This window comes from Streptomyces sp. NPDC024017, from assembly GCF_040638895.1.
In the GTDB taxonomy this organism is placed as follows: Bacteria; Actinomycetota; Actinomycetes; order Streptomycetales; family Streptomycetaceae; genus Streptomyces.
The window spans coordinates 829,992-856,654 of the sequence record NZ_JBEZYZ010000001.1 but is presented as its reverse complement, the minus strand read 5'-3'; the positions used below and the strand labels follow the sequence as shown (position 1 = coordinate 856,654).

The following is a 26,663-nucleotide window of genomic DNA, read 5'->3' as shown; positions in this document are numbered from 1 at the left end:
TGTCGGGGGGGCGGGGGCGGCTCAGTCGCCGCTCGGCGGGTGCTCGGACGGCGAGGGTCGAGGTCCGGGCGCAGTGGCCCTGGCGGCCCTGGAAGCCTTGGTGGTCTCGGCGGTCGCGGCGGGGAAGATCCTGGCCAGGTGGTAGTCCAGCACCGCCCGTACTCCCGCGAGGGAACGGCGTTCGTGCAGGACGTCCAGGCCCAGCCCGAAGGCCCCCGACACCAGCAGGTCGGCCTCGTGCGCCCGGTCGATGCCCGCAGCCGTGCTCCCTGCCGCCTCGCCGGCCCCGATGATGTCCGCGACGAGCCCCTCCAGCGGCTGCTCGGCCGTCAGGAAGACCGCCGCGAGCACGGGATCGGTCAGGCTGCGCGCGTAGTACGCCGTGAACACGCGCAGCGCGAAGGCGCGTTGCTCGTCCAGCGGCAGGAACTCGTCCAGCACCGCCCGCAGCAGCGCGCACGGGTCCGTCATGTCGTACGGGATGCGCGCCCGGGCCAGCCGCTCGTTCTCCTCGTGCAGCAGGCGCAGCGCGTCGACCAGGAGGGCGTGCTTGGAATCGAAGTGGTACTGCACGACCCGCAGTGACACCCCGGCCTCCGCCGCGATCCTGCGCATGCTCGCGGCGTCCAGGCCCTGCCCGGCCGCGATCCGCCACACCGCCTCGGCGATCCGGCGCCGCTGCCGCGCCCGGACGTCCGTCGGCCGGGACGCGGGCGGCGTGCCCGGCCCGGGCAGCGGCTGCCGACGCCGGCGGTAGGCCCGGCCCTGACAGCTCCGGGAGCAGTAGACGGGCGGACGGCCACGGCTCGGACGGGCCAGGGACCTGCCGCACACCGGGCACGCCCGCATCTTTTCGTCACGCATCTCTTCACGATAGCGCGTTGAGAAAGTGTGACGTAAGTCGGAAATTCCTTCCGCTGTACGGCCGACACGCTTCCACTGATTGATACGTTCGTAACGTCACTCTTCGCGGAAAGGAAGACCATGAAGTACGACGTCCTGCAGGTTCTCGCCATGCTGCTGCTGGCGGTGTGCATCCAGGGGCTCGTCCGGCTGCTCGTCGACGGCGAGCGGGGTCTGCTGGGCGGACTGCCCGGCGGCTTCGTCCCGCTGCTGCTGACCTACGCGGTTCTCACCGCGGTCGGCGTCCCCTTGGCGGCCTGGGCCCACACGCGCGCGAAGGCCCTGGGGCGCCGCTAGGGCCTGTCCGGCAGACCCTGGGGTCTGTCCGCCGACCGGGCGGATCCGCGCCGCCGTTCGGGGCCGACTCGCCTCGCCGACGTCTCGCGCTCCTCGCCGCTCGGAATGTCACATCATCATGCGACCTTGTACGCCCGCTCATCTCTGCCTGGCGGCGGCAGCGGCGGCTGCCGTCCTGCTTCCCGGCGCTCATCCGGCGTACGCGGACGCCCCGGCGCCCGCCTGTGCCGCGCCCGACGACCACACCTTCCCGCTCACCACCCGCATCCACGGCGGGCCGGACTCCTACACGGCCGGGGGCGGGTTCGGGACCTGGTACGTCGACCTGACCAACACGACCGACCGGACCTGCACCGGGATCCACCCCGTCGTCGTGCTCGTCGACGACAAGCGGGCCCTGGAGCCGTCCCAGCCGCACCTCGAGTTCTTCGAGGGGGCACAGGCCCACCCCGTGCGGTTCGAGAAGACCGGCGAGGACGAACTCGTCGGGGCGTTCACCGACGAGGAGGACCGGTTCGCCGGGTTCACCGTCGGGCCGGGCAGGACCGTCACCGTGAAGGTGCGGCTCACGCTCACCTCGGACGCCGTGCCCAACGACGTCACGGTCAACGCCGCCGTGGTGCAGCGGCACGACGACGACGGCGACTGGGTCGGGCAGTCCAACGACTACCGGTTCGGCATCGACGGCGGGGCGGGGACCGACACCGACTCCGGCACCGGCACCGACGCCGACCCCGACACGGGCACGGAACCCCGCCCCGACTCCGACGCCTCCGTGCCGCCCCGCGAGGACCGGTTCCCCTTCGCGGAGGAACTGGCCCGCACCGGTACCGGCACTCAGGTCGCCGCGGCCGCCGCGGTCCTGCTGCTCGCCGGCGGTGGGGCGCTGCTCGTCGCACGCCGCCGCCGCTGAGCAGGCCGTCCCGCCAGTCGGGACGCCGCACACGGGCCATTCCGCAAAGATCCCGCCACTGTCTAGGCTGGGTCGCACGCTGGACCGCGTACGGCAGGAGATCCCGCACATGGCAGACCGCAAGCCCATCGAGTCGTGGCTCACCGACATGGACGGTGTGCTCATCCACGAGGGCGTGCCGATCCCCGGCGCCGACGCCTTCCTGAAGAAGCTGCGCGAGTCCGGGAAGCCCTTCCTGGTCCTCACCAACAACTCGATGTACACCCCGCGCGACCTGCACGCCCGGCTGCGCCGCATGGGCCTGGAGGTGCCGATCGAGTCCATCTGGACCTCGGCCCTGGCCACCGCCCAGTTCCTGGACGACCAGCGGCCGGGCGGCTCGGCGTACGTCATCGGCGAGGCCGGGCTGACCACCGCGCTGCACGACATCGGCTACATCCTGACCGACCACGAGCCGGACTACGTCGTCCTCGGCGAGACCCGCACGTACTCCTTCGAGGCCATGACGAAGGCGGTGCGGCTGATCCTCGGCGGCGCTCGGTTCATCTGCACCAACCCCGACGAGACGGGCCCCTCCACCGAGGGCCCGCTGCCGGCGACCGGCGCGGTGGCCGCGCTGATCACCCAGGCGACCGGCAAGAAGCCGTACTTCGCGGGCAAGCCGAACCCGCTGATGATGCGGACCGGGCTGAACGCCATCGGGGCGCACTCCGAGAGCAGCGCGATGATCGGCGACCGGATGGACACCGACGTGCTGGCCGGCATGGAGGCCGGGATGCAGACGTTCCTGGTGCTCACCGGCCTGACCCGGCCCGAACAGGTCGAGGACTTCCCGTACCGGCCGTCGCAGGTCGTGGACTCGATCGCGGACCTCGTCGACCGGGTCTGACCCCCGGGCGGCGGAAGACGGGGCTCAAACCCGTCGTCACCCGTACGGAGCAGCCGCCGTGTCCCCGAGGATGCGGCGGCCCGCTGTGCGGGGGAGGCTCCAGGCATCTGGAGGTTCACGATGGGTTCCCTGAGAGTCACTGTCTGTACGAGCGCCCTGGCCGTCGCCGCCCTCGCCCCGGCGGCGTACGCGGCGGACGCGGGGAGCGTCTCGGTGACCCCGGCGACCCCCGCCCCCGGCAGTGACGTCACGCTCCGCGTGACCGGCTGCGCGCAGCGAACGGCACTCGCCGCCTCGGCGGCGTTCGTCGCGGACGCACGGCTCACCGTCACCGGCGCACGCGAGCTCTCCGGCGAGAGCCGCGTCCGCTCCACACTCGAGGCGGGTTCGTACGCCGTGCGGGTCACCTGCGGTGCCACGCTACGGACCGGCACGCTCACCGTCCGGGACGGCGCGGCGGGGCGGTCCGGGGCCGCGTCCGATCCCGTGCCCGAGGCCGCGTCCGATCCCGTGCCCGGGGCCGCGCCCGTTCCCGTGCCCGGGGCCGGTGGCCGGCCGCCCGCCCCCGAAAAGGGCGGACAGCCGTCCGCTCCCGGCGTCGACGGGGAAGCGCACCTGCCCAGCGCACCCGCCTCACCCGTCGCCCCCGTCCAGGCGGGCGGTGGCGGTGCCGCCGATCTCGTCGCCGCCGAGGAGCGCGGCGCCGCTCCCGGTACGGCGCAGGGCGTGACCGGCCTGGTGCTCGCGGGAGTGGCCGCGGTGGTCGTCGCGGTGCGCGGTGTCCGCCGGGGCCGCGGAACGGACTGACCATGCAGGATCGCGATCACGTTCAGGGACGCTTCTCGGGCACCGGCCGCCTGCTGACCGGCATGGCCTGGGTCGTGCTGCTGCTCGGACTGTGGCTGTGGGGCCGCGAGGTCACCGAGATGCGGCACGGCATATCCGCCCCCACCACGGGCGACATGGCGGCGGCCGGACGCCCCCCGGACATCAAGCTGCCGCCCGAGCACCGCCCGCTGGGCGACGCTCTGCCGCAGCGCCTCGACATCCCCGGGCTCGACGTCCAGGCCCCGGTGGTGGCGCGCGGCCTCGACGCCCGCGGGGCGCTCGATCCGCCGCCGTACGACCAGCCGGGTGTGGTCGGCTGGTACGCCGGCGGGGTCGCGCCCGGGGCGCCGGGCACCGCGCTGATGGTCGGTCATGTCGACACCGACACCCGGCCCGCCGTCTTCTACAAGGTCAGTGCCATGCGGCCGGGTCAGACGATCCGGGTGATCCGGGCCGACGCCAAGGTCGCCGAGTTCACCGTCGAGTCCGTCCAGGTCCTCACCCGAGACCGCTTCGACGCCCACCAGGCCTACGGACCCCGCGAGTCGGGGCGGGCCGAACTGCGGCTGGTCACCTGCGGCGGCAGCTTCGACCGTACGACCCGCAGCTACACGGCGAACGTGGTCGTCTCGGCGTACCTGACGGGAACCGGGCTCTAGAGGTCCGGCGCGGTGAGGTGCGGCCCGGTGCGGCCACCCGACGACACGGCGGGTGAATCTTTGGCCGAAGGCCGGGCACCGCTGGGGAAGACTCCAGAACCAAAGGGCCGCCCTGGCCTAGAGGTTGGATAACGCCAAGTCCCGACACGGTGGCGCAGCGTCATCCACGCAGGTGGGGTTCGCCTCGTGGGTGTCGCGGGACGTATGTCAGGATTGAGACTTGGAACGGTGCATCAAGGGGGAGTTGGATGTACGGCAGTAGGGGGGCAGGGGCGTCCGCCGGAAGGCGGATGTCCGCAGTGGTGCTGGGGGCGGCACTGCTGATCACGGGGTGTTCCTCCTCCGATGGAGGAGACGGATCGGACGAGCCCGACGCGGGCGCCGGAATCACCCAACAGCCCAAGGAAAAGGCCCCTTTCTGGGTCAATCCGGACGGGACCGCGGCCCGGGAGGTCGCCGCCCTGGAGAAGGCCGGCAAGAAGCAGGACGCCGAGCAGATCCGCAAGATCGCCGAGCAACCGGTCGCCGAGTGGGTCGGCCCGGACGATCCGCAGGAGCAGACCAAGGGCTTCACCGAGGCCGCCGACAAGGCCGGCCGTACGGCCCTGCTCGTCCTCTACAACATCCCGCACCGCGACTGCGGCCAGTACTCGCAGGGCGGCGCCGCCGACGGCAACGCCTACCGGGACTGGCTCGACGGCGTCGCCGCGGGCATCGGCGACCGGCCCGCCACGGTCGTCCTGGAACCGGACGCCCTGCTGCACCTGGTCGACGGCTGCACCCCGGAGCAGTTCCACGAGGAGCGCTACGACCTCCTCAAGGGCGCGATCACCAAGCTGAAGTCCCTGAAGAACACGAAGGTCTACCTGGACGCGGGCAACGCCGGCTGGCAGAACCCCGACCAGATCTTCGAGTCCCTGAACCGCGCGGGCATCGCACAGGCCGACGGCTTCTCGGTCAACGTCTCCAACTTCTACTCCACCGAGGACTCCATCGCCTACGGCAAGCAGCTCTCCGCCAAGGTCGGAGGCAAGCACTTCGTCATCGACACCAGCCGCAACGGCAAGGGCCCCTACGGCGCCGGCAACCCCGACGAGCGCTGGTGCAACCCGCCGGGCCGCTCCCTGGGCGAGACCCCGACGACGAAGACGGCGGACCCGCTGGTCGACGCCTACCTGTGGGTGAAGCGGCCGGGCGAGTCGGACGGCGAGTGCAAGGGCGGGCCGAAGGCGGGCCAGTGGTGGGCGGACTACGCCCTGAAGCTGGCGAAGGCCACCGGCTGACGCACCGGCCAAACGAAAGGGGCGCCCTCCCCGCGGGAGAGCGCCCCTGCAAGCCGATTCCTACGGCACCTTGACCCACTGCGCCTTGCTCGGCGTGCCCTGGGCGTCGGTCACGAACATCATGTACCAGCCCGCCTGGACCAGGTTCCGGTTCTCCGGCACGGTCACCGTCAGCTGGTCGCCGGACGCCTTGAAGTCCAGGGCGATCGACCGCTGGTCGACGTCGGTGACGTGTGTGGCGGCGCTCGGCCGGATCAGCCGGACCTTCTTGACCTTCGCCGCGTCCGACGAGGTGAACGTCCCCGTGCCGCCGCGTTCGATGGTCTGCGGGCCGCCCGAGAGCGAGGGCCGGTCCCCGTCGCCGTACAGGTAGGGCGGCGTGTAGATCTCGATGCGCTGCTCGAACTCGCCCGGCTTGGTGTTGGCCGCGTCGGCGTAGAGCGAGTCGGAGCCGAAGAACATCAAACGTCCGTCGGGCAGCAGGATCGACCCGGAGTGGTAGTTGCGGCCCACGAGCGGATCGGCGACGCGCTTGAGCTCGTTCTTCTCCGTGTCGTAGAGCCGCGCCTCGAAGATGTTGGAGTCGCCGCGGCCCCGGTAGTCCTCCGAGCCGCCCGAGATCAGCACACTGTCGTCGGGAAGGATCGAGGCGTTCGGGTAACGCGTGCCCTTGTCCAGGGACGGGCCGTCCACGAACCTCGGGTTCGCCTTCTTCAGGTCGACGATCCGGGTCTTCTCGCTGGACTTCTCGGACTCGCCGACGCCGCCACCGCCGACCACCATGTACTTCTCGTCCTGCGCCGGAGGCAGCAGCACCGTGCCGGACGTCTCCATCAGCGTGGGGTCGCTCAGGCCCGGGACCTTCGAGAACTTGTTGGTGTCCACGTCCCACACGCCCGGCTCACGGCCCACGTTGTCCGGCCCGTAGCCCGCGTTGGAACCCGAGTAGAAGACCTTGCCGTTCTGCATGAGGAACAGCGCCGGGTAGGTCGGGAACTGCCGGACCTTGTCCGTGTAGGTCCACTTCTTGGTCTTCGGGTCGAAGATCTCGTTCTTGCCCGGGACCAGCTGGCCTATGTCGTCGAGGCCGGAGACGCTGAGGATCTTCCCGTCGCTCAGGGTGGTGAGCGTCGGGTACCAGCGGGCCTCCTTCATCGGGTCGACCTTGATGTACTTCTCGGCCACGGGGTCGAACTCGAAGGCGTCCCGGATCCCCTGGAAGTCCTTCTTGTCGAGCGCGAGCTTCTGCGCGATGCCGTAGGTGTTCTTGGCGTCGGCGCCCTTCAGGCCGTGCACGCGGTAGTTGTCCTGCGTGCCCGTCTCGTACTTCTTGCCCCGCTGCTGCGCCTCGACGTAGATCCGGCCGAGGCCGGGGTCGTTGCGCAGGAACTTGCCGGTCGCCTTGTCGAAGACCTTCTTGGCGCGCGGCACGAGCACCGGGTCCTTGGAGACGAAGGTCTTGCCGTTCTTCTTGCCGGTGAACTTGGTGCCCGCGGGCAGGGTGATCGGCGCGTCCGGGTTCTCGTTGTGGACGATCATCAGGCCGCCGGCCTTGGTGACGTCACCCTGGAGCTTCTCGTAGCGCTTGGTGCCGCCCGCGATCAGCAGATTGCCGTTGGCGAGCTGGGTGTGGCCGGTGCAGAACAGGTCGGCCGGTGTGGGCACCTTCTTGATGGTGCCCTTGACCGGGTCCCAGATCCGGGTGTCGAACTTCTTCGCGTCGAAGTTGTCCTGGTCGTTGCCCGATCCCGCGACGAGCAGCACCTTGCCGGTGCGCAGCAGCGCCGCGTGGATGGTGTTCTGGCGGTACTCCTCGGGGAAATCGATGATCTCCCACTTGCCGTTCGCGGCTTTGTACTCCGGCTTGTTGATTTGGTACTGGTGGTATTTCTCGGTGCTGAAGCGGTAGAGCCACGGCCCGTTCATCCCGGCCAGCGCGAGTACCACCGCCGTGCCGATCGCGAGTCGACGGGCCCGGCGGCGGCCTGCACGGTCGTTCATTCCTTACGTCCCCCAAGTCCACCAAGGGCGATCTGCATGGTCTGGTCGGATCCCCCGACCTCCCCGTGTGCGCCCGGGGTTGCGGCCCAAGTGGGCTTCTGCTGCGGGGTGTGCCCCGACGGCTGCTGCGGGATGGGCAGCGGCTGCGTCCGGTTCGGACCCGCAGGGTCCTGCGGCTGTCCCGCGGCATGGGCGCCGGGCTTCTTCGCGTCCTGCCGCAGCTGCCAGCGCCAGGCGAACACCGGCGAGGCGGTGATCAGCAGCGCGAACGTCGCCCAGATGATCATCGCGGGGTGGGAGTGGCCGAAGACGAAGCCGGCGGTGATCGAGGCCGCGAAGATCAGGATGAAGTACCAGTGGTAGCGGAACGTGCCGAACCAGCGGTCCGGGCTCGCCGAGTCGCCCTTGGGCGTGACCACGAACTTGCTCTTGCGCCGCAGCACGGAGTCGATCAGCGCCTTCGCGTACAGCGGCGCCGACAGCGCGGACATCACCATGCCGGCCACACCGCCGGAGCCCTCCGGCTCGTGCGGCGAGACGTTGTGCCGGCGGTTCCAGACGTACAGGCCGATCTGCAGGGCGGAGGCGTTGCCGTAGAGCATCAGCCAGACCGCCGGGTCGATGTTCACACCCGAGGCGCCCAGGCCCAGGAACAGGCAGCAGCTCAGCGCCGCCAGGATCCAGTTCAGGGCCGACATCGGATAGAAGATGATCATCATCGTGTAGTTGAAGAGCTTGCTCGGCGGCAGCGAGTACCAGCCCTTCCAGTACTGCCCGATGATCGTCTCGTACGTCCCTCGCGACCAGCGCATCTGCTGGGTGAAGAAGTCCGTCCAGGCGCTGGGGCCCTCACCGACCGCGAGCACGTCCGGCGTGTACACCGAGCGCCACTTGCGGCCCGTCGCCGGGTTCTTGTGGCGGTGCATCTCGAAGCCGGTCGCCATGTCCTCGGTGATCGAGTCGTACAGACCGCCGATCTGCTTGAGCGCCTTGATGCGCACCGCGTTGGACGTGCCGACGAACATCGGGGAGCCGTAGCGGTTGCCGGCGCGCTGGATCAGCGCGTGGAAGAGGAACTGCTGCGACTCGGCGGCCTTGGTGATGGGGTTGTCGTAGTTGCCGTAGACCTGCGGGCCGATGACGAAGCCGACGTCCGGGTCGCGGAAGAAGCCGAGCATCCGCTCCAGGTAGTTGGGCAGCGGCACGTGGTCGGTGTCGACCGAGGCGAAGAAGTCGTAGTTGTCGCCGTGCGCCTCGAGCCAGGCGTTGTAGTTGCCGTGCTTGGTCTTGGCGCGGTGCGGACCCTTGGCCTGGTTCCACTTCGCGACGCCCTTGCGGGAGAAGTGGTGCACACCCAGGCGCTCGCAGACCGCCTTCACCTCGGGGTCGTCGCCCTCGTCGAGCAGCCAGACGTGCATCAGGCCCCGGTGGCGGATCTTCACGGCCGCCTCCAGGGTCTTCGTCACCATCTCCAGCGGCTCCTTGCCGGGCACGAAGGAGGTGAGGAAGGCCACTCTCGTTCCGGTCTCGGGCACCACCGGGATCGGGTCGCGGGCGACCAGCGTGGCGTGCGCGTTCGACAGCACGTTCATGCAGCGGAAGAACTCGATCAGGCCGATCGAGACGAGCATGACCATGTCGAGAGTGGGCAGCCAGTCGAAGGCCGGGTAGTCGCGCTCGGTCCAGTGCTCGGGCTGGAGCAGCCAGAACAGCAGCACCAGGGACAGCACCGGGGCCGCGGCCAGCATCAGGGCGACGCGGATACGGTGCGGCTCCTGCGAGATGAGCGAGCGGTACTGCACCTTGTACGGCTTGCTCGGATCCGGCTGGGTGAGGGGACCCGCGAGCCGGCTGTAGTGCTCGTAGTCGTACCTCGGCAGAGTCTTCTTGATCCGCCGGAACGTCCCCGTGGTACTCATCCGGTGCGACGGCACCCTGAGCTGAGTGGTCTGGGACGGGTCGTGGTCCTGCCGGGCACCCGTGGGCCTCGACGTCATGAGTCATCCCCCCACACGCGGACATCCGCGTGTTTCGTAGCTTCCTACCGTCTGCTGCAGGTCCCCCTCGACCTTCACAGACGTATCAGTGGTGGATCGCAGTCACCACGTCATCCACACCCTATAGACACGGCAACGCGACCTTCCGGTTGCATGATGCCCCCCTCGGCATCGGTTCATGAACGGGGCCCCTACTCCCGCCCGAACCGCAACCGGCCCTAAAGCCCCCCAACTGCCGCGAACGCGCAGCATCTTGTAAAACCAGAAAACCAGGGTTCTACGGCGTCCATCATGATCGCAAGATGCGAAACACGGTGGTTACCGGTCATACGCGTTCATTGTTGCGGGTGTGGGGACCCTGTGGAGCCGTTGTGGACAGGCGGGCGCGGATGTTGCCGAAGTGCTCTCTTATGGCCTCCTCCGCCCGCATCGAGTCGCCGGACCGCACCGCGTCGAGGATCTCCCGGTGCTGCCGGCAGGTCACCTTCGGGTCCTGCGGCTCGCCCCCGAGGTCCGTGCGGACCCGGTGGAAGGCGTCCCAGAACGCCTCCAGGACCTCGCACAGCAACACGTTGTCCAGCCCCCGGTAGAGGGTGGCGTGGAAGGCCCGGTCGGTCTCGGCGAGGCCGGCTCCCTGCGCGGCCTGCTCTTCCATACGGTCGACGAGCGCGTCCAGTTCAACGAGGTCCGCTTCCGGCATCCGGCCGGCGAGCCGGGACACCAGGCCCGTCTCCACCGCCTCCCTCAGCTCCAGCAGCTGGAGCAGGGAATCCTCGCCCCGGTAGTGCCCGGCGACCGTGCGGAAGGCGAGGCCCTCGATCATCGGGGCCAGGGACATCGGGCCGACGTAGGTGCCGAAGCCGTGCCGGATCTCCACGATGCCCATCGCCTGGAGCGCCTTCAGTGCCTCCCGCACCGAGTTCCGGCTCGCGCCGAGGTACTCCATCAGCTCGGGCTCGGTCGGCAGCGGGGCCCCGGAGGCCAGCCGGCGGTCGATGATGAGCTTCTTGATCCGCTCCTGTAGGTCACGCGCTGCCATGGCGAGAGGGTATCCGGCCAAGCCCGAACGGGGACCTCGCAAGGACATACAAAGCCATCACGCGGACGGGAACGGACAAACGGAAGGCCCCTCGCTTCCGCGAAGGGCCTTCCGGTCGGTGCGCCGCCAGGGACTCGAACCCCGGACCCGCTGATTAAGAGTCAGCTGCTCTAACCAACTGAGCTAGCGGCGCGCGCTGACGTCGTAACTCTACAGGACGCCGCGAGGTGCTCCCGACCACCCGCCCGGCCCCGGACGCTCCCCCCCCCGGAAGGCGCCCGCGTACATCATTCGGACCGTCAGCATGCGCGTGCGGAAGACAGTTGCGAAACTGACGACGCGCGCCTTCCGATGCACGGGCGCCGTATTTTCCGCCGGAAGTGTGAGGGGAATCGCATGGAGTCTCCGGTATTCGAGGAAATCGACCCCGCGAGCGACTGCGACTGCCCCGGCTGCGTCCACTGGCGCCGCGCCCTGCCGCATTCCTGGGCCGGCCGCGCCGGCGCCCACCCGGCCGCGCACCGCGCTCTCGCCCTGGCCGCCATGGCCTCCGCCGCACTCGGCGCGGGCCACGCCGTACCGGCCGCAGCCGCCCCGCACGCACCCCACCGTCCGGGTATCCCCGCAGGTGAAGAGCCTGACACCCCCCAGGGCGTCACGGCCCCGCTGCACGGCCCCGGCGGCCGTCCGGCGAAGCCCACCGCCGCCCCCAAGCCCACCGCCATCACCCGCACGGAGATCATCAACCGGGCCAAGACCTGGGTCGCCGCGAAGGTGCCGTACAGCATGAGCGCCTACTGGTCCGACGGTTACCGGCAGGACTGCTCCGGCTATGTGTCGATGGCCTGGCAGCTGCCCGGAAACGAATGGACGGGCAGCCTCGCCCAGTACGCGGAGAAGATTTCCAAGGAGGAACTCCAACCGGGCGACATTCTGCTTTTCCACAATGCGTCCGACCCCGAGAACGGCTCGCACGTCACCATTTTCGGCGGCTGGACGGACGAGGCGCACACCCACTACACCGCCTACGAACAGACCCGCCCGCACACCCGCCGGGCGTCCACCCCGTACGCCTACTGGAACAACTCCACCCGCTATGTGCCCTACCGCTACAAGGGCGTCACCCCCGAGGAGCCGGTCCCCGGGAAGGACGGCGGTCAGCCGGGCGCCCCGGCCGCCACGCCGTATCCGGGAGCGGCGTATTTCGGCCCCGGCGCGAACAACAAGTACGTCACGCTGCTGGGCCGCATGCTCGTCGCCCGCGGGGCCGGAGCCTCGTACGCGTCGGGCCCGGGGCCGCGCTGGACGGACGCGGACCGGCGTGCGACCCGGGCCTTCCAGCTGGCTCAGGGCTGGACCGGCGCGGACGCCGACGGGCTGCCCGGCCCCCGCACCTGGGAGCTGCTGGTCACCGGTGAGGGCAAGGACGTGAAGAACGGCGCGGTCGGCCCGCCGCCCGCCTCCCACGGCGTCCCCGGCTACCCGGGGCGGGCGATGTTCCGGCCCGGCGCCGACAATTCCTACATCACCCAGCTGGGCAGGCAGCTCGTGCGGAAGGGGTTCGGCAGGTTCTACCGGGTGGGACCGGGGCCGCGCTGGAGCGAGGCGGACCGGCGTGCCGTCGAGGCCTTCCAGCGCACCCAGGGCTGGCGGGGCGGCGCGGCGGACGGCTACCCGGGGCCGGAGACCTGGCGGCGCCTCTTCTCGTAGGGCCCCCGGCCCCCCGGCCCCCTTCGGGTGGGCCTCGAATGCCCGGTCGGGCCCCTCCTGTGGGCCTTGCACCCGGGACCACCGTTGTGACGCATCTGGCGCGGAGGCTGGAGGCACGCATGAGTACGACCACTTCCCACACGTCCGAGCCCGACGGACCGGCCGACGGACCGGCCCGGCCCGCCCGGCTCATCCAGAACGAGGCCACCACCGAGATCCCCGTCCACCTGCTCTTCCGCGACGACCCGGACCCGGCGCCGGTGCCGTTGCGACCGGCGGTCGTCGGCCGCAGGCAAGGCACGGGGGAGCAGCCGCGCTTCAGGCGCCCCGCGGTCACCCCGAAGCGCCCGGTTCCGCAGGTCGATCCGGACCTGGTGGAGCGGCCCGCGCGGGTCCTGCCCGGCGCCGCGGGCGTACTGGCCGGGGCCTGCGGAGCAGCCGGGTGCGTGGCCACCTCCTGGTGGGCCGGGGTGCTGCCGCCGCTCGCGGTGGAGGCACTGCGGCTGCCCGCGTACGCCGGGGCCGGGCTCGGTCCCGGACAGTGGGCGGCGTACGCGGGAGCCGGGGCGCTCGGGCTGTTCGGGCTCGGCGGGCTGGCCCGGGGCCGCACCGGGCGGGCCTGGGTGCTGGACCTGTTCGGCCGCTACCGGGGGACCGTCCGGCGCTCCGGCCTGCTGTGGGTCAACCCGCTGCTGCTGCGCCGCCGGATGGACGTACGGCTGCGGCACTGGCGCAGCGAGCCCGTGCCCGCGGCCGACGGGGGCGGGGTCGCGCTGCGGGTCGTCGTGCTGGTGGTGTGGCGGGTGCGGGACACCGCCCGGGCCATGCTGGGGGTCGAGGACCACGAGACGTATCTGCGCGAGTGCGTCGAGGCGGCTCTGGCCCGGGTGCCGGTGCAGACGCCGGGCGGGCCGAAGGGAGCCGGGGACGCGACGGCCGAGGCGCTGACCCGGCTGGTGGCGGCGGACGCGGCTCCGGTCGGCCTGGAGGTGTTCTCCGTGCAGCCGGTGCGCGTGGAGTACGCCCCCGAGGTCGCGGCCGCGATGCACCGCCGCCGGATCGCCGCGCTGGACGCCCAGCACCGGGCGAGCGTGCTCACCTCGGTCGTGGACTCGGTGGAGGACACGGTGACCCGGCTGACCATGCGGGGGCTGGTCGAACTCGACGACTACGAGCGGAAGGTGCTGGTGAAGGACCTGACGGTGGCGTTCTGCGCCGGCCGGGGGGAAACAGCTCCGTGATTGGTATGGACATGTTCAACTAGCGGCCATAATCTCGAACTTGGTCTAGACCTACATGCACGGCTCATTGAACATCCCCCACGTTCTCCAGGAGCGGCAGCATGCGCACAAGGACCAAGTTGTCCGCAGCCGCGGTGGGACTGGCCACGACCGGAGCCCTCGTGCTCTCCTCCGGCGGCGCCAGCGGCCACGGCTACACCGACCTCCCCATCAGCCGGCAGAAGCTCTGCCAGAACGGCACCGTGACCAACTGCGGCTCGATCCAGTGGGAGCCGCAGAGCGTCGAGGGCCCGAAGGGCTTCCCGGGCTCCGGCCCCGCCGACGGGCAGATATGCAACGCCGGCCTCGGCCACTTCAGCCAGCTCAGCGCACCGCGGACACCGTCCGGCGGCGCCTGGCCCGCCACCAAGGTGACGGGCGGCCAGAACTACACGTTCCGCTGGCAGTTCACCGCCATGCACGCGACGACCGACTTCAAGTACTACATCACCAAGCCGGGCTGGAACCAGAACCACAACCTCGCCCGGTCCGACCTCAACCTCACCCCGTTCTTCACGGTGCCGTACAACGGGCAGCGCCCGCCGTCCACGCTCTCCCACAGCGGCAGGCTGCCGTCCGGGCTGAGCGGCCGTCACGTCATCGTGGCCGTATGGACGATCGCCGACACCGCCAACGCGTTCTACGCCTGCTCGGACGTGACCTTCTGAACCTCTGAGGTTCCCTTGAGTCACCGGTGCGGCCGGCGCGGGTAGGTTCCTCCCACGCCGGCCGATCGGGACCGGCGCATCGACCTCGGGGGATGCGCGATGGATGTGATCTTCTACGTCGTGCCCGGCCTGATCATGGCCCTGGCCGTCTTCATGGCCTACCGGGTCGTGCGGCGCTGGCTGCAGATCCGGGGCGCCTGGAACAGCGGCCTGACGGCCGAGGGCCGCTGCCTGCGGACCTTCACCACGGTCGGCGGCGGCCACGGCGGCACATCGGTCCGCACCACGCTCCACCATGTCTACGAGTTCATCGCACACGACGGCCGGGTCATCCGCTTCGAGGAGGACGGCGGCCCCGCGACGACCGTCGAGGGTGACTACGTCACGGTGTACTACGCCGGCGGCCGGCAGGTCGTGGCCACGGCCCAGGCACCGAGCAGGGCGAAGCAGGCGGTGAGCGCCATCGGCATCCTGGCGTTCCTCGGTGTGGTCGTCGTGTTCTGCGCCGGCTTCGTCGCCGCGTACAGCCAGACCTTCGGCCCGTACAGCGACTTCGTCTTCAGCGTCGACAGCCAGACGTCCGTGACGCCGTGACCCTCCACATCTGACGGTACGTCAACTAACGTGCGCGCCCATGGACTCCAGGGCGAGCACGGTCGCGGAACTCATCGCCGCCCGCTGGGGCGACCACCGCCCCGGCCTGCGCTGCGAGGACCGGACCCTGACGCACCACGAGGTGGCGGCGGGCGCCGCGGCCCGGGCGGCGCTGCTCACGGACCTCCTGCCTCCGACCGCCGAACCCCACCTCGGCGTGCTGCTCGACAACACCCCCGAGTTCCCGCTGTGGCTGGGCGCGGCGGCCCTGGCCGGGGCGGCGGTCGCCGGGGTCAACCCCACCCGCCGCGGCGCCGAACTCGCCCGCGACATCCTCCACACCGAGTGCCGTGTCCTGGTCACCGAGAGGTCCCAGCTGCCGCTGCTCAAGAACCTGGACCTGCCGGGCGTACGCCTGCTGGTGACGGACGCGGCCGAATACACCGAGCTCCTCACCCCCTACGCGGACGCCCGCCCGGACCCCTCGCGCGCCACCCCACGCGACCGCTTCCTGCTCTACTTCACCTCCGGCTCGACGGGCGCCCCCAAGGCCGCGCTCTGCTCCCAGGGCCGCCTGGCAGCCGCGGGCCGCTCCCTGGCGGACCAGTTCGCCCTGTCCGCGGACGACGTCCACTACGTCTGCATGCCGATGTTCCACGGCAACGCGGTGATCGCCGACTGGGCACCCGCGCTGGTGACCGGGGCGACGGTGGCGCTGCGCCGCCGCTTCTCGGCGTCCGGGTTCCTGCCGGACGTACGCCGGTACGGGGCGACGTACTTCACGTACGTGGGCCGGGCGATCCAGTACGTCCTCGCGACCGGGCCGCTCCCGGACGACCGGGACAACTCGCTGCGCCTGGGTTTCGGCACGGAGGCGGGCACGGTGGACGCGGCGGCCTTCGAGCGGCGCTTCGGGGTGCGGCTGGTGGAGGGCTACGGCTCGTCGGAGGGCGGGGCGGCCGTCTCCTGGTCACCGGGCACACCGCCGGGCGCCGTCGGCCGGGCGGCACCCGGGCTCGTCGTCCTCGACCAGGAGAGCCGCGAGGAGTGCCCGGCGGCCGTCTTCGACGGGGCGGGGCGGCTGCTCAACGGGGACGAGGCGATCGGCGAACTGGTCAACCGGGGCCCCAGCCCCTTCGAGGGCTACTGGCGCAATCCCGAGGCGGAGGCGGAACGCCGCGGGTGGGGGTCCCCCCGCCCGAGCGAAGCCGAGAGTGGGGGCGGCTGGTACTGGACGGGAGACCTCTTCTACCGCGACACCGACGGCTACCTCTACTTCGCCGGCCGCACCGACGACCGCCTCCGCGTCGACGGCGAGAACCTGGCCGCCGCGATGATCGAGAACATCCTGGCCCGCTACGAGGGGGCGGATGCGGTCTGCGTGTACGCGGTGCCGGACCCGGTGACGGGCGACCAGGTGATGGCGACGATCGCCGGCTCGTTCGATCCGGAGAGCTTCACGAAGTTCCTCGCCGCTCAGCCCGATCTCGGGACGAAGATGGCGCCCCGGTTCGTGCGGGTCGTGGAGCGGATGCCGGTGACGGCGACGAACAAGATCCACCGGGCGGTGTTACGGAGAGAGGGCTGCCGCTGCGCGGACCCGGTGTGGTGGCGGGGGCCGGGGGAGTGCGCGTACCGGCTGCTGGATCCGTAGGCCTACGACGAGAAGGGGCCCCTCGCTCCCACGAGAGGCCCCTCATCCGTGCGCCGCCAGGGACTCGAACCCCGGACCCGCTGATTAAGAGTCAGCTGCTCTAACCAACTGAGCTAGCGGCGCATGACTCTCGCCTGCCCCCGGAATCGTGTTCCGCGGCGGGCGACGGAGAAAATAATACCCAATGCCGGGGGGTGCTCCGGACCACCCGGCATTGGCCCTAGATCGCCATGGAGAGCAGTACCGGTGCCGCGTTGCGGTTGAGGGCGTCCGCGGCCTGGCGCAGGCGGTGGGCGTGCTCGACCGGGAGGGACAGGGCCAGGCAGCCGACGGAGGAGCCGGCCGTGATCGGGACGGCCGCGCAGACCGTGCCGACCGCGTACTCCTGGAGGTCCAGGACGGGCACGGTGGGCGGCTGGGCCTCCAGGCGGGAGAGCAGGAGCCGGTCGCTGGTGATGGTGCGCGACGTGAGGCGGGCCATCTTGTGCCGGGCGAGGTGGTCGCGGCGGCCGGCGTGGTCGAGCTGGGTGAGCAGGCTCTTGCCGATGGCGGTCGCGTGGGCCGAGGAGCGGAAGTCGACCCACTCGTTGACCTTGGGCGCGGCCGGGCTGTCGGCGTACTGGGTGATGCTGATCTCGCCGTCGACGTACCGGCTCATGTAGACGGCGGCGCCGACCGAGTCGCGCAGCCGGTCGAGGATGCGCTGGAGCTTGTCGCGCAGGGCCTGCTCACGGTGGTGGGCGGAGCCGAGTCGGGCCAGGGTCTCGCCCGTGACGTACGCGCCGTCGGTGATCTGCTCCACATAGCCCTCGCGGCGCAGCATGCGCAGGAGCGCGGTCAGCCGCTCCGGTGTGATGCCGGTGTGCCGGGCGATGTCGTCCTCGGCGACACCGCTGGAACCGTGCGCCACCGTCTCCAGGACGCGCAGGGCTTCCTGGGCCGAGTGGTACGGGGTGGTCGGCTCGTGCTTCAGCGCCACGGTGGTCTCCCCCTGCGCTTGCTGTAGGGCCGTAATCCGGACAGCGAATCTTCTCCACGATAACCGGCAAAGGGCGTGCGGAGAGCGGGGGTTGACAAGATTCCCGAGGCCCCGGACTGGGGCAATGGCACTCTGACATATGCCAGAAGCATGCCCCAGTCGAGGGGTCGGACGTTCTGCCTGCTCACAGGCAGTAGTCACAGCACTGCGCTGAGGAACTCCCGTGTCCGGTCCAGCTCCGGGTCGCTGAAGATCTTCTCCGGCGTGCCCGACTCGATGATCCGGCCCGAGTCGAACATCAGTACCTGGTCGGAGATGTCCCGGGCGAAGTTCATCTCGTGGGTCACACAGAGCATCGTGATGTCGGTGGAGCGGGCGATGTCCCTGAGGACGTCGAGGACGCCCGCGACCAGCTCGGGGTCGAGCGCGGAGGTCACCTCGTCCAGGAGCAGCACCTGCGGGCGCATCGCCAGGGCCCGGGCGATCGCCACCCGCTGCTGCTGGCCGCCGGAGAGCTGGGCCGGGTGCGCGTCGCACTTGTCGGCCAGGCCCACCAGGTCGAGCAGGCCCTTGGCCCGCTCCACCGCCTCGTCCTTCGACATGCCGAGGACGGTGACCGGCGCCTCGGTGATGTTCCGCAGCACCGTCATGTTCGGGAACAGGTTGAACTGCTGGAACACCATCCCGATCTTCTTGCGGACCTCGCGGACCTGCTTGTCGGGGGCCGGGAACAACTGCTGTCCGTCGACCGTGATCGTGCCCTCGTCGGGCTTGAGCAGGGTCATCAGCAGCCGCAGGATCGTGGTCTTGCCGGACCCGGACGGCCCGATCAGGGTGACGTGCTTTCCGGCGTCGACGGAGAAGTCCAGGTGGTCCAGGACGGTGTTGCTCCCGAACCGCTTGGTCACCTGCTCCAGCCGGATCAGCTCGCCGGTGCTCCTGGCGGGGTTCTTCTCTGGATTGGGGAGAGTGTCAGTGGGCAAGGCGTCGCTCCAGGGCTCGCAGGGCAAGGGAGGCCAGGTAGGAAATGACGATGAAGGCCACGCCGATCACCGTCAGCGGCTCGGTGAACTGGAAGTGCTCCTGCGAGAACAGGCGCGCGTGGCCCAGCATCTCCAGGACGGTGATCGCCATCAGCATCGGCGTGTCCTTGAGCATCGCGATGACGTAGTTGCCGAGCGCGGGGATCACCCGGCGCACCGCCTGCGGCAGGATCACCGCGGTCCACGTCCGCCGCAAGGGCAGGTTCAGCGCCGTCGCCGCCTCCCACTGGCCGACCGGCACGGCCTCGATACCGGCCCGGTAGACCTGCATCGTGTACGTCGAGTAGTGCAGCCCGATCGCGAAGACGCCGGTGGTCAGCGCCGAGAAGGTCAGGCCCCACTCGGGCAGCACGTAGAAGAGGAAGAACAGCTGCACCAGCAGCGGGGTGTTGCGGACGAACTCCGTGACCGCTCCGACGGGCCAGGTCACCCACCGCGAGGGCACCCGCATCAGCAGCGCCCACACCAGGCCCAGCACGAAGGAGATCAGCGAGCCGAGAAGCAGGATCTGGAGGGTGACCACCAGGCCCTTCCAGAAGTCCGGCATGAAGTAGTCGGAGACCGCGCTCCAGTCCCAGTTCATCGGACCCCCTCCACCACGACCGGCTCAGGCGCCCGGGTCTTGCTGTCGGGCTTCTTCCCGACACCGGCCTTGAGCTTCTTCTCCAGCCCGCGCATGACCCGGGTGAGCAGGAAGGCGATCACGAAGTAGATGAGCAGGATGTACGTGTAGATCTCCGCGCTCTCCTGAAGCGCGAGGCGCACCAGGTTGCCGCTGAACGCCAGGTCGCCCATGCCCATGATCGACACCAGTGCGGTGCCCTTGAGCAGTTCGATGAGCAGGTTGGAGAACGGCGGGATCATCTCCGGCACCGCCTGCGGCAGCAGGATCAGCCGCATCCGCTGCCAGGGCGTGAAGCTGAGCGCGATCCCGCCCTCCTTCTGCGCCGGGTCGACCGCGCTCAGCGCGCCGCGCACGATCTCCGAGCCGTAGGCCCCGTAGGTCAGGCCGAGCGCGAGCGTGCCCGCCCACAGCGGCACCAACTGCCAGCCGAAGGCCGGGGGCAGCACGAAGAACACCCAGAAGATCATCACCAGGGCCGAGGTCCCGCGGAACACCTCGGTGTAGAAGCCCGCCAGGAAGCGGACGATCCACAGCCGGTGGGTGCGCGCGACGCCGACCACGAAGGACACCGCGGCGGCCAGCAGCGTGCTGCAGACGAGCAGTTGGATCGTGACCCAGATGCCCTTGAGTACGAGTTCCCAGAGTCCCGAGGTCATCCGCCGCACAGCTCCTTCGCGGTCAGATCCGTCATCTCGGCCTTGGTGAAACCGAAGGGCTGGAGGATGCGGAACAGTTCGCCGCTCTTCTTGAGCTTGCGCAGCTCGACGTTGAAGGCGTCCCGCAGGTTCGTCTCGGTGGGCCGGAACGCGAAGGCGCCTCCGTCGACGTGCGGCTTGCCTTCCACGAGCGGCGCGAACGGCTTGGTCGCCTCCGCCTTGGCGGACTTCTTCACCACCTCACGGGCGGTGAGCGCCGTACCGGCGAACACGTCCACGCGTCCCGCCTCGACGGCGTTCAGGCCCGCGACCTGGTCCGGGACGATGAGGATGTCGCTCTCCTCGTACCCCGCCTCGACGGCGTACTGGATCTCGGCGTAGCCGGTCCCGGTGGCGAACTTCGCCTTCTTCGCGACGACGTCCTTGTAGCTGTGCAGCCCCTTCGGGTTGCCCTTGCGCACGATGAAGGCGTCGAGCATCTGGTAGTCGGGGTCGGAGAAGATGACCTGCTCGCAGCGCTCGGGGTTGACGTACATCCCGGCGGCCACGACGTCGAACTGCTGTGAGTTCAGGCCCGGGATGAGCGAGCCGAACTCGGTCGGCACGGGCTGCACCCGGTCGACACCGAGCCGCTTGAAGATCACCTTGGCCAGTTCCGGCGCCTCACCGGTGAGCTCGCCGTTCTTGTCGATGAAGCCGAACGGGATCTCGCCGGCGATGCCGAGGCGGACGACGCCCGCCGCCCGGAGCCGGCCGAGCAGGTCACCGCCCTTGACGTCCGACGCGGTGGCGACCCTGCTGCATCCGGCGGCGCCCAGCGCGCCGAGCGCCGCGACCCCCGCGAGCAGCGACCGGCGGGTGGGCCCGGAGTCGGGCCGGGATATGGGTTCGGGACCTCTGAGTGGGCTTCTCTGTGGTGGAGCCATGGGCGCGCGGCTACCCGACCGAACCCGAGTTATGCCGATCTTTTCAAGCCCCGCACTCTCCCCGTGCGCTCTTGACCGCAGCGCCGGTGGGCACTCCCATGGAGGGCATGGCTGATCGCTACATCGAAGTCTCGCTGGTCAAGCGCGACGTGACCTGCACGGCCAGGCTGCTGGACGACCGCGCGCCGATCACCTGCGCCGCCGTCTGGGATTCCCTTCCGCTGGCCGGGGACGTCTACCACGCGAAGTACGCACGCAACGAGATCTACGCCCTTTTCCCACCCTTCGCCCAAGCCGAGCCACCCCTGGAGAACCCGACCATCACCCCGATTCCCGGCGACCTGTGCTATTTCACCTTCGCCGGGGCGGAGTTGGGGACCAAGGCCTACGGCTACGACCGCGAGGTCCGCGCCGGGACCACCCTCGTCGACCTGGCCCTGTTCTACGAGCGCAACAACCTGCTGCTGAACGGCGATGTCGGCTGGGTCCCCGGCATCGTCTGGGGCCAGGTCGTCGACGGCCTGGAGAACATGGCCGAGGCGTGCAACGACCTGTGGAGGTCGGGAGCGGCGGGGGAGTCGCTCAGCTTCCGGAGGGCCTAGGCCGGCCGGCGGAGGCCACCCGGGCCTCGTACAGCGCGTGGGCCGCCCGCAGCACCAGATCGTCCCGGTGCCGGGCGGCCACGAGCTGCAGACCCACCGGCAGACCGTCCGCGTCGACACCGACCGGCACGCTCGCCGCGGGCTGCTGCGTCATGTTGAAGGGGTAGGTGAACGGGGTCCAGCCCGTCCACCGCCGGTGGCCGGATCCCTTCGGCACCTCGGCGCCCGCCTCGAACGCCGTGATCGGCAGGGTCGGCGTGACGAGCAGGTCGTAGGTGTCGTGGAAGCGGCCCATCCGGCGGCCCAGGTCCATCCGGACGTCCACCGCGGCCAGATAGTCCAGCGCCGAGTAGCGGGCACCCTGCGCGCAGATCTCCCGCAGGCCCGGGTCCAGCAACTCCCGCTGGTGCGGGCCCAGATGCTGGGTCACCCGGGCGGCCCCGCTGAACCACAGGGTGTGGAAGGCCTCCACCGGGTCGGTGAGGTCCGGGTCGGTCTCCGTGACGTACGCGCCGAGCTCCGCCAGCCGCTCCACCGCCTGCCGCACCGCCCGCGCGACCGCCGGCTGCACCGCCACCTGCCCGCCGAGCGACGGCGAGTACGCCACCCGCAGCCCGCGCACCCCGCCCGCCAGACCGTCCGTGTACGGACCGGCCGGGGCCGCGAGCGCCGACCAGTCGCGGGAGTCCGGGTGGCCGATGACGTCCATCAGCAGGGCAGCGTCCGCCGCGTCCCGGGTCATCGGCCCGACGTGCGCCAGCGTGCCGAACGCGCTCGCCGGATAGAGCGGCACCCGCCCGTACGTCGGCTTCAGCGCGAAGATCCCGCAGAACGACGCCGGGATCCGGACACTGCCGCCGCCGTCCGTGCCCAGCGACAGCGGTCCCGCGCCGAGCGCGACGGCCGCCGCGCTGCCGCCGCTCGACCCGCCCGCGGTGCGCGAGGGGTCGCACGGGTTGCGGGTCACCCCGCTGAGCGGTGAGTCCGTCACGCCCTTCCAGCCGAACTCGGGAGTCGTCGTCTTGCCGAGGAAGACCGCCCCGTGCTCCCGCAGCCGGGCCACGGACGGCGCGTCCTCGTCCCAGCGCCCCGCCGGATCCACGGCCCTCGACCCGCGCAGGGTCGGCGCCCCGCGCTGGAGCAGGATGTCCTTGACGGTCACCGGCACCCCGTCCAGCAGCCCGCGTGGCTCACCGCGCCGCCATCGCTCCTGCGACTCCCGGGCCTGCTCCAGCGCGTCCTCGGCGGTCAGCCGGACGAAGGCGTTCACCTCCGGCTGGATCGCCTCGGCCCGCTCCAGCGCCGCTCGGGTCGCCTCCACGGGGCTCCACTCGCCCTTGCGGTACCCGTCGAGGAGCCGTACGGCGGTCAGGTCGGTGAGCTCGGTCATCCACCCTCCAAGGAACGTCAGTGACCCGGTACGTACCCACGCTGCTTGTCGACCACGTTCTTCAGCGGCTTGCCCGCCTCCCACAACTCGTACAGCTCCACGAACTGGACGCCGAGTTCGTCGCGCCAGCCGACGATGTCGCCGCTCATGTGCGGGGACACGATCAGGCCCGGGGCCTGCCACAACGGGCTCTCGGCGGTCAGGGGTTCGGCCTCGAAGACGTCCAGGGCGGCGCCCGCGATCCAGCGCCTCGCCAGCGCCTCGGCGAGCGCGTCCTCGACGACGAGTTGCCCGCGGCCGATGTTGACGAACCGGGCGGACGGCTGCATCAGGCCGAAGCGGCGGGCGTCGAACATGCCGTGTGTCTCGTCCGTGAGCGGCGCGGCCGCGATCACCCAGTCCGCGCGGGCCAGCAGCCGGTCCAGGTCCTCCGGGCCGTGCACGCCGGAGCGTGCGGTGCGGCCCACGAGCGCGGTCGTGATGTCGAGCGCCCCCAGCGTGCGGGCGATCGCCCGGCCGATCGGCCCCGAGCCGACCACGACGGCCCGGCTCCCTGCGATCTTGTGCGTCTCGCGGTGCCGCCAGGTCCGCTCGCGCTGCAGCTCCAGCGTCCTCGGCAGATCCTTGGCCATCGCCAGCACGAGTGCGGCGACGTACTCGGCGATCGGCTGGTCGAAGATGCCGCGTGCGTTCGTCACCACCGTCTCGGAAGCGGCGAGTTCCGGACACATCAGATGGTCGACGCCGGCGCTCGCCGTGTGCACCCAGCGTGGCCGCGGGCCCTCGCCCGGCCAGGCGTCGCGCACGGCGCGCGAGGTGAAGTCCCACACCAGGAGTGCATCCGCACGCGGGAGGCGCTCGGCGAGACCCGCCGCGTCGGTGTGTTCGATACGTGCGCGGCCGGTGAGGCGGCCGAGGCGGGGGAGAGGATCGGCGTCCAGGACGAGCAGGGTGGGGGTGGGCATGAGCAGCCGTTTCTCCAGCCGTTCGGCGGGGCCGGCCGGCCCCGGGGGGCCGTTCGGTGACGACGAGTTAACCCGGTGTTGACCAAGGAGTGATCCGGGCGGATTGACCACGCTCGCACCCGAACCTACCGTCGTCAACACGGGCGTTCCCACGATCCGTTGCACACTAGTTGCCCAGCGTGAGGCCGGTGCCTGCCATGGACGTCTCATTTCTCGGCGGGCCCAGCCCGCAGCGCGGGGTCGGCGTCGTCGCCCCCTTCGACTTCGCACTCGACCGCGAACTGTGGCGCTGGGTGCCGGACGACGTCTCGCTCCATATGACCCGCACACCGTTCGTGCCGGTCGAGGTGAGTCTCGACCTGGCGCGCCTGGTCAGCGAGCACGAGACGCTGAGCGAGGCGGTCCGCACGCTCAACGCGATCGCCCCCGAGGTCGTGGCCTACGCCTGCACCTCGGGCAGCTTCGTCGGCGGCATGATGGGCGAGCGGGCGATGTGCGAGGCGATGAGCCGGGCCGGGGCCGTGCCGGCGATCACCACCTCCGGCGCGCTGCTGGAGGCCCTGGTGGAGCTGGACGTGCGGCGGGTGGCGCTGGTGACGCCGTACACGGTCTCGGTGACGCAGTCGCTGGAGGCCTACGTCGCCCAGGCCGGCGTCACGATCTCCGGCTGCGCCTTCATGGGGCTGACCCGGCACATCTGGAAGGTCCCCTACCGCGAGGTCGTGGACATGGCGCGGCAGGCCGTCCGCGGCGACGCCGACGCGCTGTTCATCAGCTGCACCAACCTGCCCACGTACGACGTGATCCCCCAGCTGGAGGCCGAGCTGCGCATCCCCGTGATCTCGGCCAACCAAGTGACGATGTGGGCGGCACTGCGCCGACTGGGTACCCGTGCGGTGGGGCCGTACCAAGCGCTGATCAATCCGGCGGCGCGTTCCGGCCCCGCAGCGCCGGGGGCGGACCCCGGTCCCGTACTGCCGGAAGAAGAGCAGCAGCAGGAAGGCTGGACATGACAGCACTGGGATTTCTCTACCCGGGCCACTCCGCCGAGGACGACTATCCGCGCATCGAGCAGTTGCTGGGCAGCGACATCCGGGTGGACCTGGTGCACACCGACATCGGTGAGGACGCGCACCGGGTGGACGCGCTGCTCGAGATGGGTTCCGCCGGCCGGCTCGCGGCGGGCGTCCAGGAGCTGCGGCACGCCGGTGCGGATGCCGTGGTGTGGGCGTGCACGAGCGGCAGCTTCGTCTACGGCTGGGACGGCGCGCAGGAGCAGGTCCGCGCCCTGGCCCAGACGGCCGGCATGCCGGCGTCGTCCACGTCCTTCGCGTTCGTGCACGCGGTGCGGGAGGTGGGGGCGCGCAGGGTCGCGATCGGTGCGACGTACCCGGAGGATGTGGCGCAGCTCTTCGCGGAGTTCCTCCGTGCGGCCGGTGTGGAGGTGGTGTCGGTCAACAGCTCCGGCATCATCACGGCCGCCGAGGTCGGCACCTGGGGTGAGGCGGAACTCCTCGCCCTGGCCCAGAACTCCGACCACCCCGATGCCGAAGCCCTTCTCCTCCCCGACACGGCCCTCCACACGGCGGCCCACATCCCGGCCCTGGAGAAGGAGCTCGGCAAGCCGATCCTCACCGCCAACCAGGTCACGGTCTGGGAGGGCCTGCGCCTGGCGGACCGGCGGGTGAACGCGCCGGAGCTGGGAGCGCTGTTCACGAGGGAGCCGATCGTCCAGGCCTGAGGCCGAGGCCCTGTTCGCCGCCGCCTGCGGCAACTGCCGCAGGCGGGCGAGCCAGGACGGAGGGGAACGCAAAGCCCACGACTTCCTGCGGCGCTGCGATCACGCACCCGAAGAGCCCCACCGCGCAAGCGCCGCGCCAACGCTCGCGAAGACGAGGTCCGTTGCCGCTCACGGCTTCTCCTCCGAGGTTCCCTTCAGGTGCTGAGCCTCACCGGTCCTCGTACGACGCCACCGAAGCACGCGTAGCACCACGTAGGAGACGAGGGCCGCCGAGAAGGCCACACCGGCGGCCAGCCGAGCGGCCCACCAGGCGGTTCCGCCCGGGTCCCCTACGGCCTCGACCAGATTCATGCCGGCAGCCACTGCGAACGCTGCTTTGAGGCACGCGGCCGCTCGGGCCACCGGATACGCCGGGGGCGCGTTGCCCGACTCCGGGTCCATGGTGCTCCGACCTCCTTCGAACGAGAACTGCCGGCACACGCTGACACGCGAACCGCGGACACACCGGCCCTCCATGCCCGCGAACGCTCCTTCCAAGCAGGCCGGAATCGGCCCTACCTCTTCATCGGTGCATGGATGAGCAAACAGGGGCATAGCGGCCCGCGAGAGGTGAGGAACCCTCAACTCCGCCGCATCGCACGGAACTTCGGTTGACCGAAAGCGCGTTCCCATCCAGGCGCCCATTCCGTGCACACTGGCCACGTCCGCAGCCACCCGTGCCCTGTGACCCCATGAAGGACGGTCCCTGATGGCCGAACCGGACCTGCTCAGATCCGAGGCAAGCGCTGTCCGCGCCGTCGGGCGCCTCCTGTGCTGGAGCCTGGCCGCAGCCATGATCACCGCCGCCGTCGACGCCGTCCTGGATCCGCAGGCCGCCTGGTGGGCCGCGGCCTGGTCGCTGCCGTGGTGGATCTTCGGCGCGACCGCCCTCGCGTGGGCCGTCCTCCGGGCCCGCGAGAAGGCCGACCGCCGACCTCCGCACGACACCGTGCGCGGTGACTGGGATCAGGCCGCCTGACCC

26 protein-coding genes, 2 tRNA genes and 1 pseudogene are annotated in these 26,663 nt (G+C 70.6%); 15 read left to right on the top strand and 14 right to left on the bottom strand.

The genetic code is table 11. The features are described 5' to 3' along the window. Positions 1 to 21: 21 nt before the first annotated feature. Positions 22 to 864 (bottom strand): TetR/AcrR family transcriptional regulator, encoded by an 843-nt coding sequence (locus tag AB0G20_RS03910; RefSeq protein ID WP_361295319.1) that lies wholly within the window; start codon positions 862 to 864, stop codon positions 22 to 24. 120 nt (positions 865 to 984) lie between these two features. Here AB0G20_RS03910 and AB0G20_RS03905 point away from each other — a divergent pair, with 120 nt between their 5' ends. From AB0G20_RS03905 to AB0G20_RS03880, 6 genes are all read left to right on the top strand, one after another. Continuing rightward, on the top strand, positions 985 to 1,200 hold the full coding sequence (locus AB0G20_RS03905) for a hypothetical protein (RefSeq protein WP_361295316.1): 216 nt from the start codon (positions 985 to 987) through the stop codon (positions 1,198 to 1,200). 118 nt (positions 1,201 to 1,318) lie between these two features. Next, on the top strand, positions 1,319 to 2,113 hold the full coding sequence (locus AB0G20_RS03900; protein WP_361295313.1) for an LPXTG cell wall anchor domain-containing protein: 795 nt from the start codon (positions 1,319 to 1,321) through the stop codon (positions 2,111 to 2,113). A 109-nt stretch (positions 2,114 to 2,222) separates the two neighbouring features. Continuing rightward, a complete protein-coding gene (locus AB0G20_RS03895) occupies positions 2,223 to 3,002 on the top strand; it encodes an HAD-IIA family hydrolase (RefSeq protein ID WP_107455180.1) in 780 nt (259 codons plus the stop codon). A 120-nt stretch (positions 3,003 to 3,122) separates the two neighbouring features. Next, the gene (locus AB0G20_RS03890; RefSeq protein WP_361295310.1) at positions 3,123 to 3,809 is read left to right on the top strand and encodes a hypothetical protein; all 687 of its coding nucleotides are present in this window, start codon (positions 3,123 to 3,125) and stop codon (positions 3,807 to 3,809) included. A gap of 2 nt (positions 3,810 to 3,811) precedes the next feature. After that, a complete protein-coding gene (locus tag AB0G20_RS03885) occupies positions 3,812 to 4,489 on the top strand; it encodes a class F sortase (protein WP_361295307.1) in 678 nt (225 codons plus the stop codon). 248 nt (positions 4,490 to 4,737) lie between these two features. Beyond that, positions 4,738 to 5,772: a glycoside hydrolase family 6 protein gene (locus AB0G20_RS03880; protein ID WP_361295304.1), complete on the top strand. Its 1,035-nt coding sequence runs from the start codon at positions 4,738 to 4,740 to the stop codon at positions 5,770 to 5,772. A gap of 60 nt (positions 5,773 to 5,832) precedes the next feature. On the opposite strand, the gene AB0G20_RS03875 is transcribed toward AB0G20_RS03880, so the two are convergent. The 4 genes from AB0G20_RS03875 to AB0G20_RS03860 all read right to left on the bottom strand — a co-directional run bounded on the left by AB0G20_RS03875 (position 5,833) and on the right by AB0G20_RS03860 (position 11,002). Continuing rightward, entirely contained in the window at positions 5,833 to 7,773 is a 1,941-nt protein-coding gene (locus tag AB0G20_RS03875) for a kelch motif-containing protein (RefSeq protein ID WP_361295301.1), read from the bottom strand. Beyond that, entirely contained in the window at positions 7,770 to 9,770 is a 2,001-nt protein-coding gene (locus tag AB0G20_RS03870) for a glycosyltransferase family 2 protein (protein ID WP_361295298.1), read from the bottom strand. The genes AB0G20_RS03875 and AB0G20_RS03870 overlap by 4 nt, the downstream gene beginning before the upstream one ends. Before the next feature lie 325 nt (positions 9,771 to 10,095). After that, entirely contained in the window at positions 10,096 to 10,809 is a 714-nt protein-coding gene (locus AB0G20_RS03865) for a FadR/GntR family transcriptional regulator (protein WP_361295295.1), read from the bottom strand. Between the two features lie 119 nt (positions 10,810 to 10,928). Then, a tRNA-Lys gene (locus AB0G20_RS03860) sits at positions 10,929 to 11,002 on the bottom strand. Between the two features lie 203 nt (positions 11,003 to 11,205). On the opposite strand from AB0G20_RS03860, the gene AB0G20_RS03855 reads away from it, so the two are divergent. The 5 genes and pseudogenes from AB0G20_RS03855 (at position 11,206) to AB0G20_RS03835 (ending at position 16,799) form a co-directional block, all read left to right on the top strand. Next, positions 11,206 to 12,519: a peptidoglycan-binding protein gene (locus AB0G20_RS03855; RefSeq protein ID WP_361295292.1), complete on the top strand. Its 1,314-nt coding sequence runs from the start codon at positions 11,206 to 11,208 to the stop codon at positions 12,517 to 12,519. Positions 12,520 to 12,638: 119 nt separating this feature from the next. Beyond that, entirely contained in the window at positions 12,639 to 13,760 is a 1,122-nt protein-coding gene (locus tag AB0G20_RS03850) for an SPFH domain-containing protein (RefSeq protein ID WP_361295289.1), read from the top strand. 101 nt (positions 13,761 to 13,861) lie between these two features. After that, complete coding sequence (locus AB0G20_RS03845) at positions 13,862 to 14,467, top strand: lytic polysaccharide monooxygenase (protein ID WP_361295286.1); 606 nt, start codon at positions 13,862 to 13,864, stop codon at positions 14,465 to 14,467. Positions 14,468 to 14,566: 99 nt separating this feature from the next. Next, positions 14,567 to 15,061 carry a hypothetical protein gene (locus tag AB0G20_RS03840; RefSeq protein WP_361295283.1) on the top strand — a complete coding sequence of 165 codons (495 nt, stop codon included), beginning with the start codon at positions 14,567 to 14,569 and terminating at the stop codon, positions 15,059 to 15,061. 40 nt (positions 15,062 to 15,101) lie between these two features. Further along, positions 15,102 to 16,799: pseudogene (locus AB0G20_RS03835) on the top strand (long-chain-fatty-acid--CoA ligase). Here the strand turns inward: AB0G20_RS03835 and AB0G20_RS03830 are convergent. From AB0G20_RS03830 to ehuB, 6 genes are all read right to left on the bottom strand, one after another. Continuing rightward, positions 16,765 to 16,838: transfer RNA gene (locus AB0G20_RS03830), tRNA-Lys, on the bottom strand. The pseudogene AB0G20_RS03835 and the gene AB0G20_RS03830 overlap by 35 nt on opposite strands. 97 nt (positions 16,839 to 16,935) lie before the next feature. Further along, complete coding sequence (locus AB0G20_RS03825) at positions 16,936 to 17,694, bottom strand: IclR family transcriptional regulator C-terminal domain-containing protein (protein ID WP_361295280.1); 759 nt, start codon at positions 17,692 to 17,694, stop codon at positions 16,936 to 16,938. A 197-nt stretch (positions 17,695 to 17,891) separates the two neighbouring features. Continuing rightward, a complete protein-coding gene (gene ehuA / locus AB0G20_RS03820) occupies positions 17,892 to 18,677 on the bottom strand; it encodes an ectoine/hydroxyectoine ABC transporter ATP-binding protein EhuA (protein ID WP_361295277.1) in 786 nt (261 codons plus the stop codon). Next, positions 18,667 to 19,320: an ectoine/hydroxyectoine ABC transporter permease subunit EhuD gene (gene ehuD, locus AB0G20_RS03815; RefSeq protein ID WP_361295274.1), complete on the bottom strand. Its 654-nt coding sequence runs from the start codon at positions 19,318 to 19,320 to the stop codon at positions 18,667 to 18,669. Before ehuD ends, ehuA begins: the two co-directional genes overlap by 11 nt. Further along, entirely contained in the window at positions 19,317 to 20,018 is a 702-nt protein-coding gene (ehuC, locus tag AB0G20_RS03810; RefSeq protein ID WP_361295271.1) for an ectoine/hydroxyectoine ABC transporter permease subunit EhuC, read from the bottom strand. The genes ehuD and ehuC overlap by 4 nt, the downstream gene beginning before the upstream one ends. Then, positions 20,015 to 20,944, bottom strand: coding sequence for an ectoine/hydroxyectoine ABC transporter substrate-binding protein EhuB (ehuB, locus tag AB0G20_RS03805; protein WP_361295268.1), 930 nt, complete (start codon positions 20,942 to 20,944; stop codon positions 20,015 to 20,017). Before ehuB ends, ehuC begins: the two co-directional genes overlap by 4 nt. A 107-nt stretch (positions 20,945 to 21,051) precedes the next feature. On the opposite strand from ehuB, the gene AB0G20_RS03800 reads away from it, so the two are divergent. Next, positions 21,052 to 21,546, top strand: a complete 495-nt coding sequence (locus AB0G20_RS03800; protein WP_361295265.1) for a DUF3830 family protein — start codon at positions 21,052 to 21,054, stop codon at positions 21,544 to 21,546. On the opposite strand, the gene AB0G20_RS03795 is transcribed toward AB0G20_RS03800, so the two are convergent. Both AB0G20_RS03795 and AB0G20_RS03790 read right to left on the bottom strand, forming a co-directional pair. After that, positions 21,527 to 22,936: an amidase gene (locus AB0G20_RS03795; RefSeq protein ID WP_361295262.1), complete on the bottom strand. Its 1,410-nt coding sequence runs from the start codon at positions 22,934 to 22,936 to the stop codon at positions 21,527 to 21,529. The two genes, AB0G20_RS03800 and AB0G20_RS03795, sit on opposite strands and share 20 nt — an antisense overlap. 17 nt (positions 22,937 to 22,953) lie before the next feature. Continuing rightward, complete coding sequence (locus AB0G20_RS03790; RefSeq protein ID WP_361295259.1) at positions 22,954 to 23,901, bottom strand: D-2-hydroxyacid dehydrogenase; 948 nt, start codon at positions 23,899 to 23,901, stop codon at positions 22,954 to 22,956. A gap of 197 nt (positions 23,902 to 24,098) precedes the next feature. On the opposite strand from AB0G20_RS03790, the gene AB0G20_RS03785 reads away from it, so the two are divergent. Continuing rightward, a complete protein-coding gene (locus AB0G20_RS03785; RefSeq protein ID WP_361295256.1) occupies positions 24,099 to 24,914 on the top strand; it encodes an aspartate/glutamate racemase family protein in 816 nt (271 codons plus the stop codon). Next, positions 24,911 to 25,642, top strand: coding sequence for an aspartate/glutamate racemase family protein (locus AB0G20_RS03780; RefSeq protein ID WP_361295253.1), 732 nt, complete (start codon positions 24,911 to 24,913; stop codon positions 25,640 to 25,642). Before AB0G20_RS03785 ends, AB0G20_RS03780 begins: the two co-directional genes overlap by 4 nt. Positions 25,643 to 25,810: 168 nt before the next feature. Here AB0G20_RS03780 and AB0G20_RS03775 read toward each other — a convergent pair whose 3' ends face one another. Beyond that, positions 25,811 to 26,083 (bottom strand): hypothetical protein, encoded by a 273-nt coding sequence (locus tag AB0G20_RS03775; protein ID WP_361295250.1) that lies wholly within the window; start codon positions 26,081 to 26,083, stop codon positions 25,811 to 25,813. Between the two features lie 307 nt (positions 26,084 to 26,390). Between AB0G20_RS03775 and AB0G20_RS03770 the strand changes: the two genes are divergently transcribed. Further along, a complete protein-coding gene (locus AB0G20_RS03770) occupies positions 26,391 to 26,660 on the top strand; it encodes a hypothetical protein (RefSeq protein ID WP_361295247.1) in 270 nt (89 codons plus the stop codon). Positions 26,661 to 26,663: the final 3 nt, after the last annotated feature.

What these genes read in the sequence shown, in the direction of transcription:
- AB0G20_RS03780 (WP_361295253.1), top strand. Translation starts at nt 24,911, where the DNA reads ATGACAGCACTGGGATTTCTCTACCCGGGCCACTCCGCCGAGGACGAC.
- AB0G20_RS03905 (WP_361295316.1), top strand. Translation starts at nt 985, where the DNA reads ATGAAGTACGACGTCCTGCAGGTTCTCGCCATGCTGCTGCTGGCGGTG.
- AB0G20_RS03910 (WP_361295319.1), bottom strand. Translation starts at nt 864, where the DNA reads ATGCGTGACGAAAAGATGCGGGCGTGCCCGGTGTGCGGCAGGTCCCTG.
- AB0G20_RS03895 (WP_107455180.1), top strand. Translation starts at nt 2,223, where the DNA reads ATGGCAGACCGCAAGCCCATCGAGTCGTGGCTCACCGACATGGACGGT.
- AB0G20_RS03795 (WP_361295262.1), bottom strand. Translation starts at nt 22,936, where the DNA reads ATGACCGAGCTCACCGACCTGACCGCCGTACGGCTCCTCGACGGGTAC.
- AB0G20_RS03875 (WP_361295301.1), bottom strand. Translation starts at nt 7,773, where the DNA reads ATGAACGACCGTGCAGGCCGCCGCCGGGCCCGTCGACTCGCGATCGGC.
- AB0G20_RS03840 (WP_361295283.1), top strand. Translation starts at nt 14,567, where the DNA reads ATGGATGTGATCTTCTACGTCGTGCCCGGCCTGATCATGGCCCTGGCC.
- AB0G20_RS03885 (WP_361295307.1), top strand. Translation starts at nt 3,812, where the DNA reads ATGCAGGATCGCGATCACGTTCAGGGACGCTTCTCGGGCACCGGCCGC.
- AB0G20_RS03770 (WP_361295247.1), top strand. Translation starts at nt 26,391, where the DNA reads ATGGCCGAACCGGACCTGCTCAGATCCGAGGCAAGCGCTGTCCGCGCC.
- ehuB (WP_361295268.1), bottom strand. Translation starts at nt 20,944, where the DNA reads ATGGCTCCACCACAGAGAAGCCCACTCAGAGGTCCCGAACCCATATCC.
- AB0G20_RS03870 (WP_361295298.1), bottom strand. Translation starts at nt 9,770, where the DNA reads ATGACGTCGAGGCCCACGGGTGCCCGGCAGGACCACGACCCGTCCCAG.
- ehuC (WP_361295271.1), bottom strand. Translation starts at nt 20,018, where the DNA reads ATGACCTCGGGACTCTGGGAACTCGTACTCAAGGGCATCTGGGTCACG.
- AB0G20_RS03800 (WP_361295265.1), top strand. Translation starts at nt 21,052, where the DNA reads ATGGCTGATCGCTACATCGAAGTCTCGCTGGTCAAGCGCGACGTGACC.
- ehuD (WP_361295274.1), bottom strand. Translation starts at nt 19,320, where the DNA reads ATGAACTGGGACTGGAGCGCGGTCTCCGACTACTTCATGCCGGACTTC.
- AB0G20_RS03890 (WP_361295310.1), top strand. Translation starts at nt 3,123, where the DNA reads ATGGGTTCCCTGAGAGTCACTGTCTGTACGAGCGCCCTGGCCGTCGCC.
- AB0G20_RS03845 (WP_361295286.1), top strand. Translation starts at nt 13,862, where the DNA reads ATGCGCACAAGGACCAAGTTGTCCGCAGCCGCGGTGGGACTGGCCACG.
- AB0G20_RS03880 (WP_361295304.1), top strand. Translation starts at nt 4,738, where the DNA reads ATGTACGGCAGTAGGGGGGCAGGGGCGTCCGCCGGAAGGCGGATGTCC.
- AB0G20_RS03790 (WP_361295259.1), bottom strand. Translation starts at nt 23,901, where the DNA reads ATGCCCACCCCCACCCTGCTCGTCCTGGACGCCGATCCTCTCCCCCGC.
- AB0G20_RS03785 (WP_361295256.1), top strand. Translation starts at nt 24,099, where the DNA reads ATGGACGTCTCATTTCTCGGCGGGCCCAGCCCGCAGCGCGGGGTCGGC.
- AB0G20_RS03775 (WP_361295250.1), bottom strand. Translation starts at nt 26,083, where the DNA reads ATGGACCCGGAGTCGGGCAACGCGCCCCCGGCGTATCCGGTGGCCCGA.
- AB0G20_RS03900 (WP_361295313.1), top strand. Translation starts at nt 1,319, where the DNA reads ATGCGACCTTGTACGCCCGCTCATCTCTGCCTGGCGGCGGCAGCGGCG.
- AB0G20_RS03850 (WP_361295289.1), top strand. Translation starts at nt 12,639, where the DNA reads ATGAGTACGACCACTTCCCACACGTCCGAGCCCGACGGACCGGCCGAC.
- AB0G20_RS03865 (WP_361295295.1), bottom strand. Translation starts at nt 10,809, where the DNA reads ATGGCAGCGCGTGACCTACAGGAGCGGATCAAGAAGCTCATCATCGAC.
- AB0G20_RS03855 (WP_361295292.1), top strand. Translation starts at nt 11,206, where the DNA reads ATGGAGTCTCCGGTATTCGAGGAAATCGACCCCGCGAGCGACTGCGAC.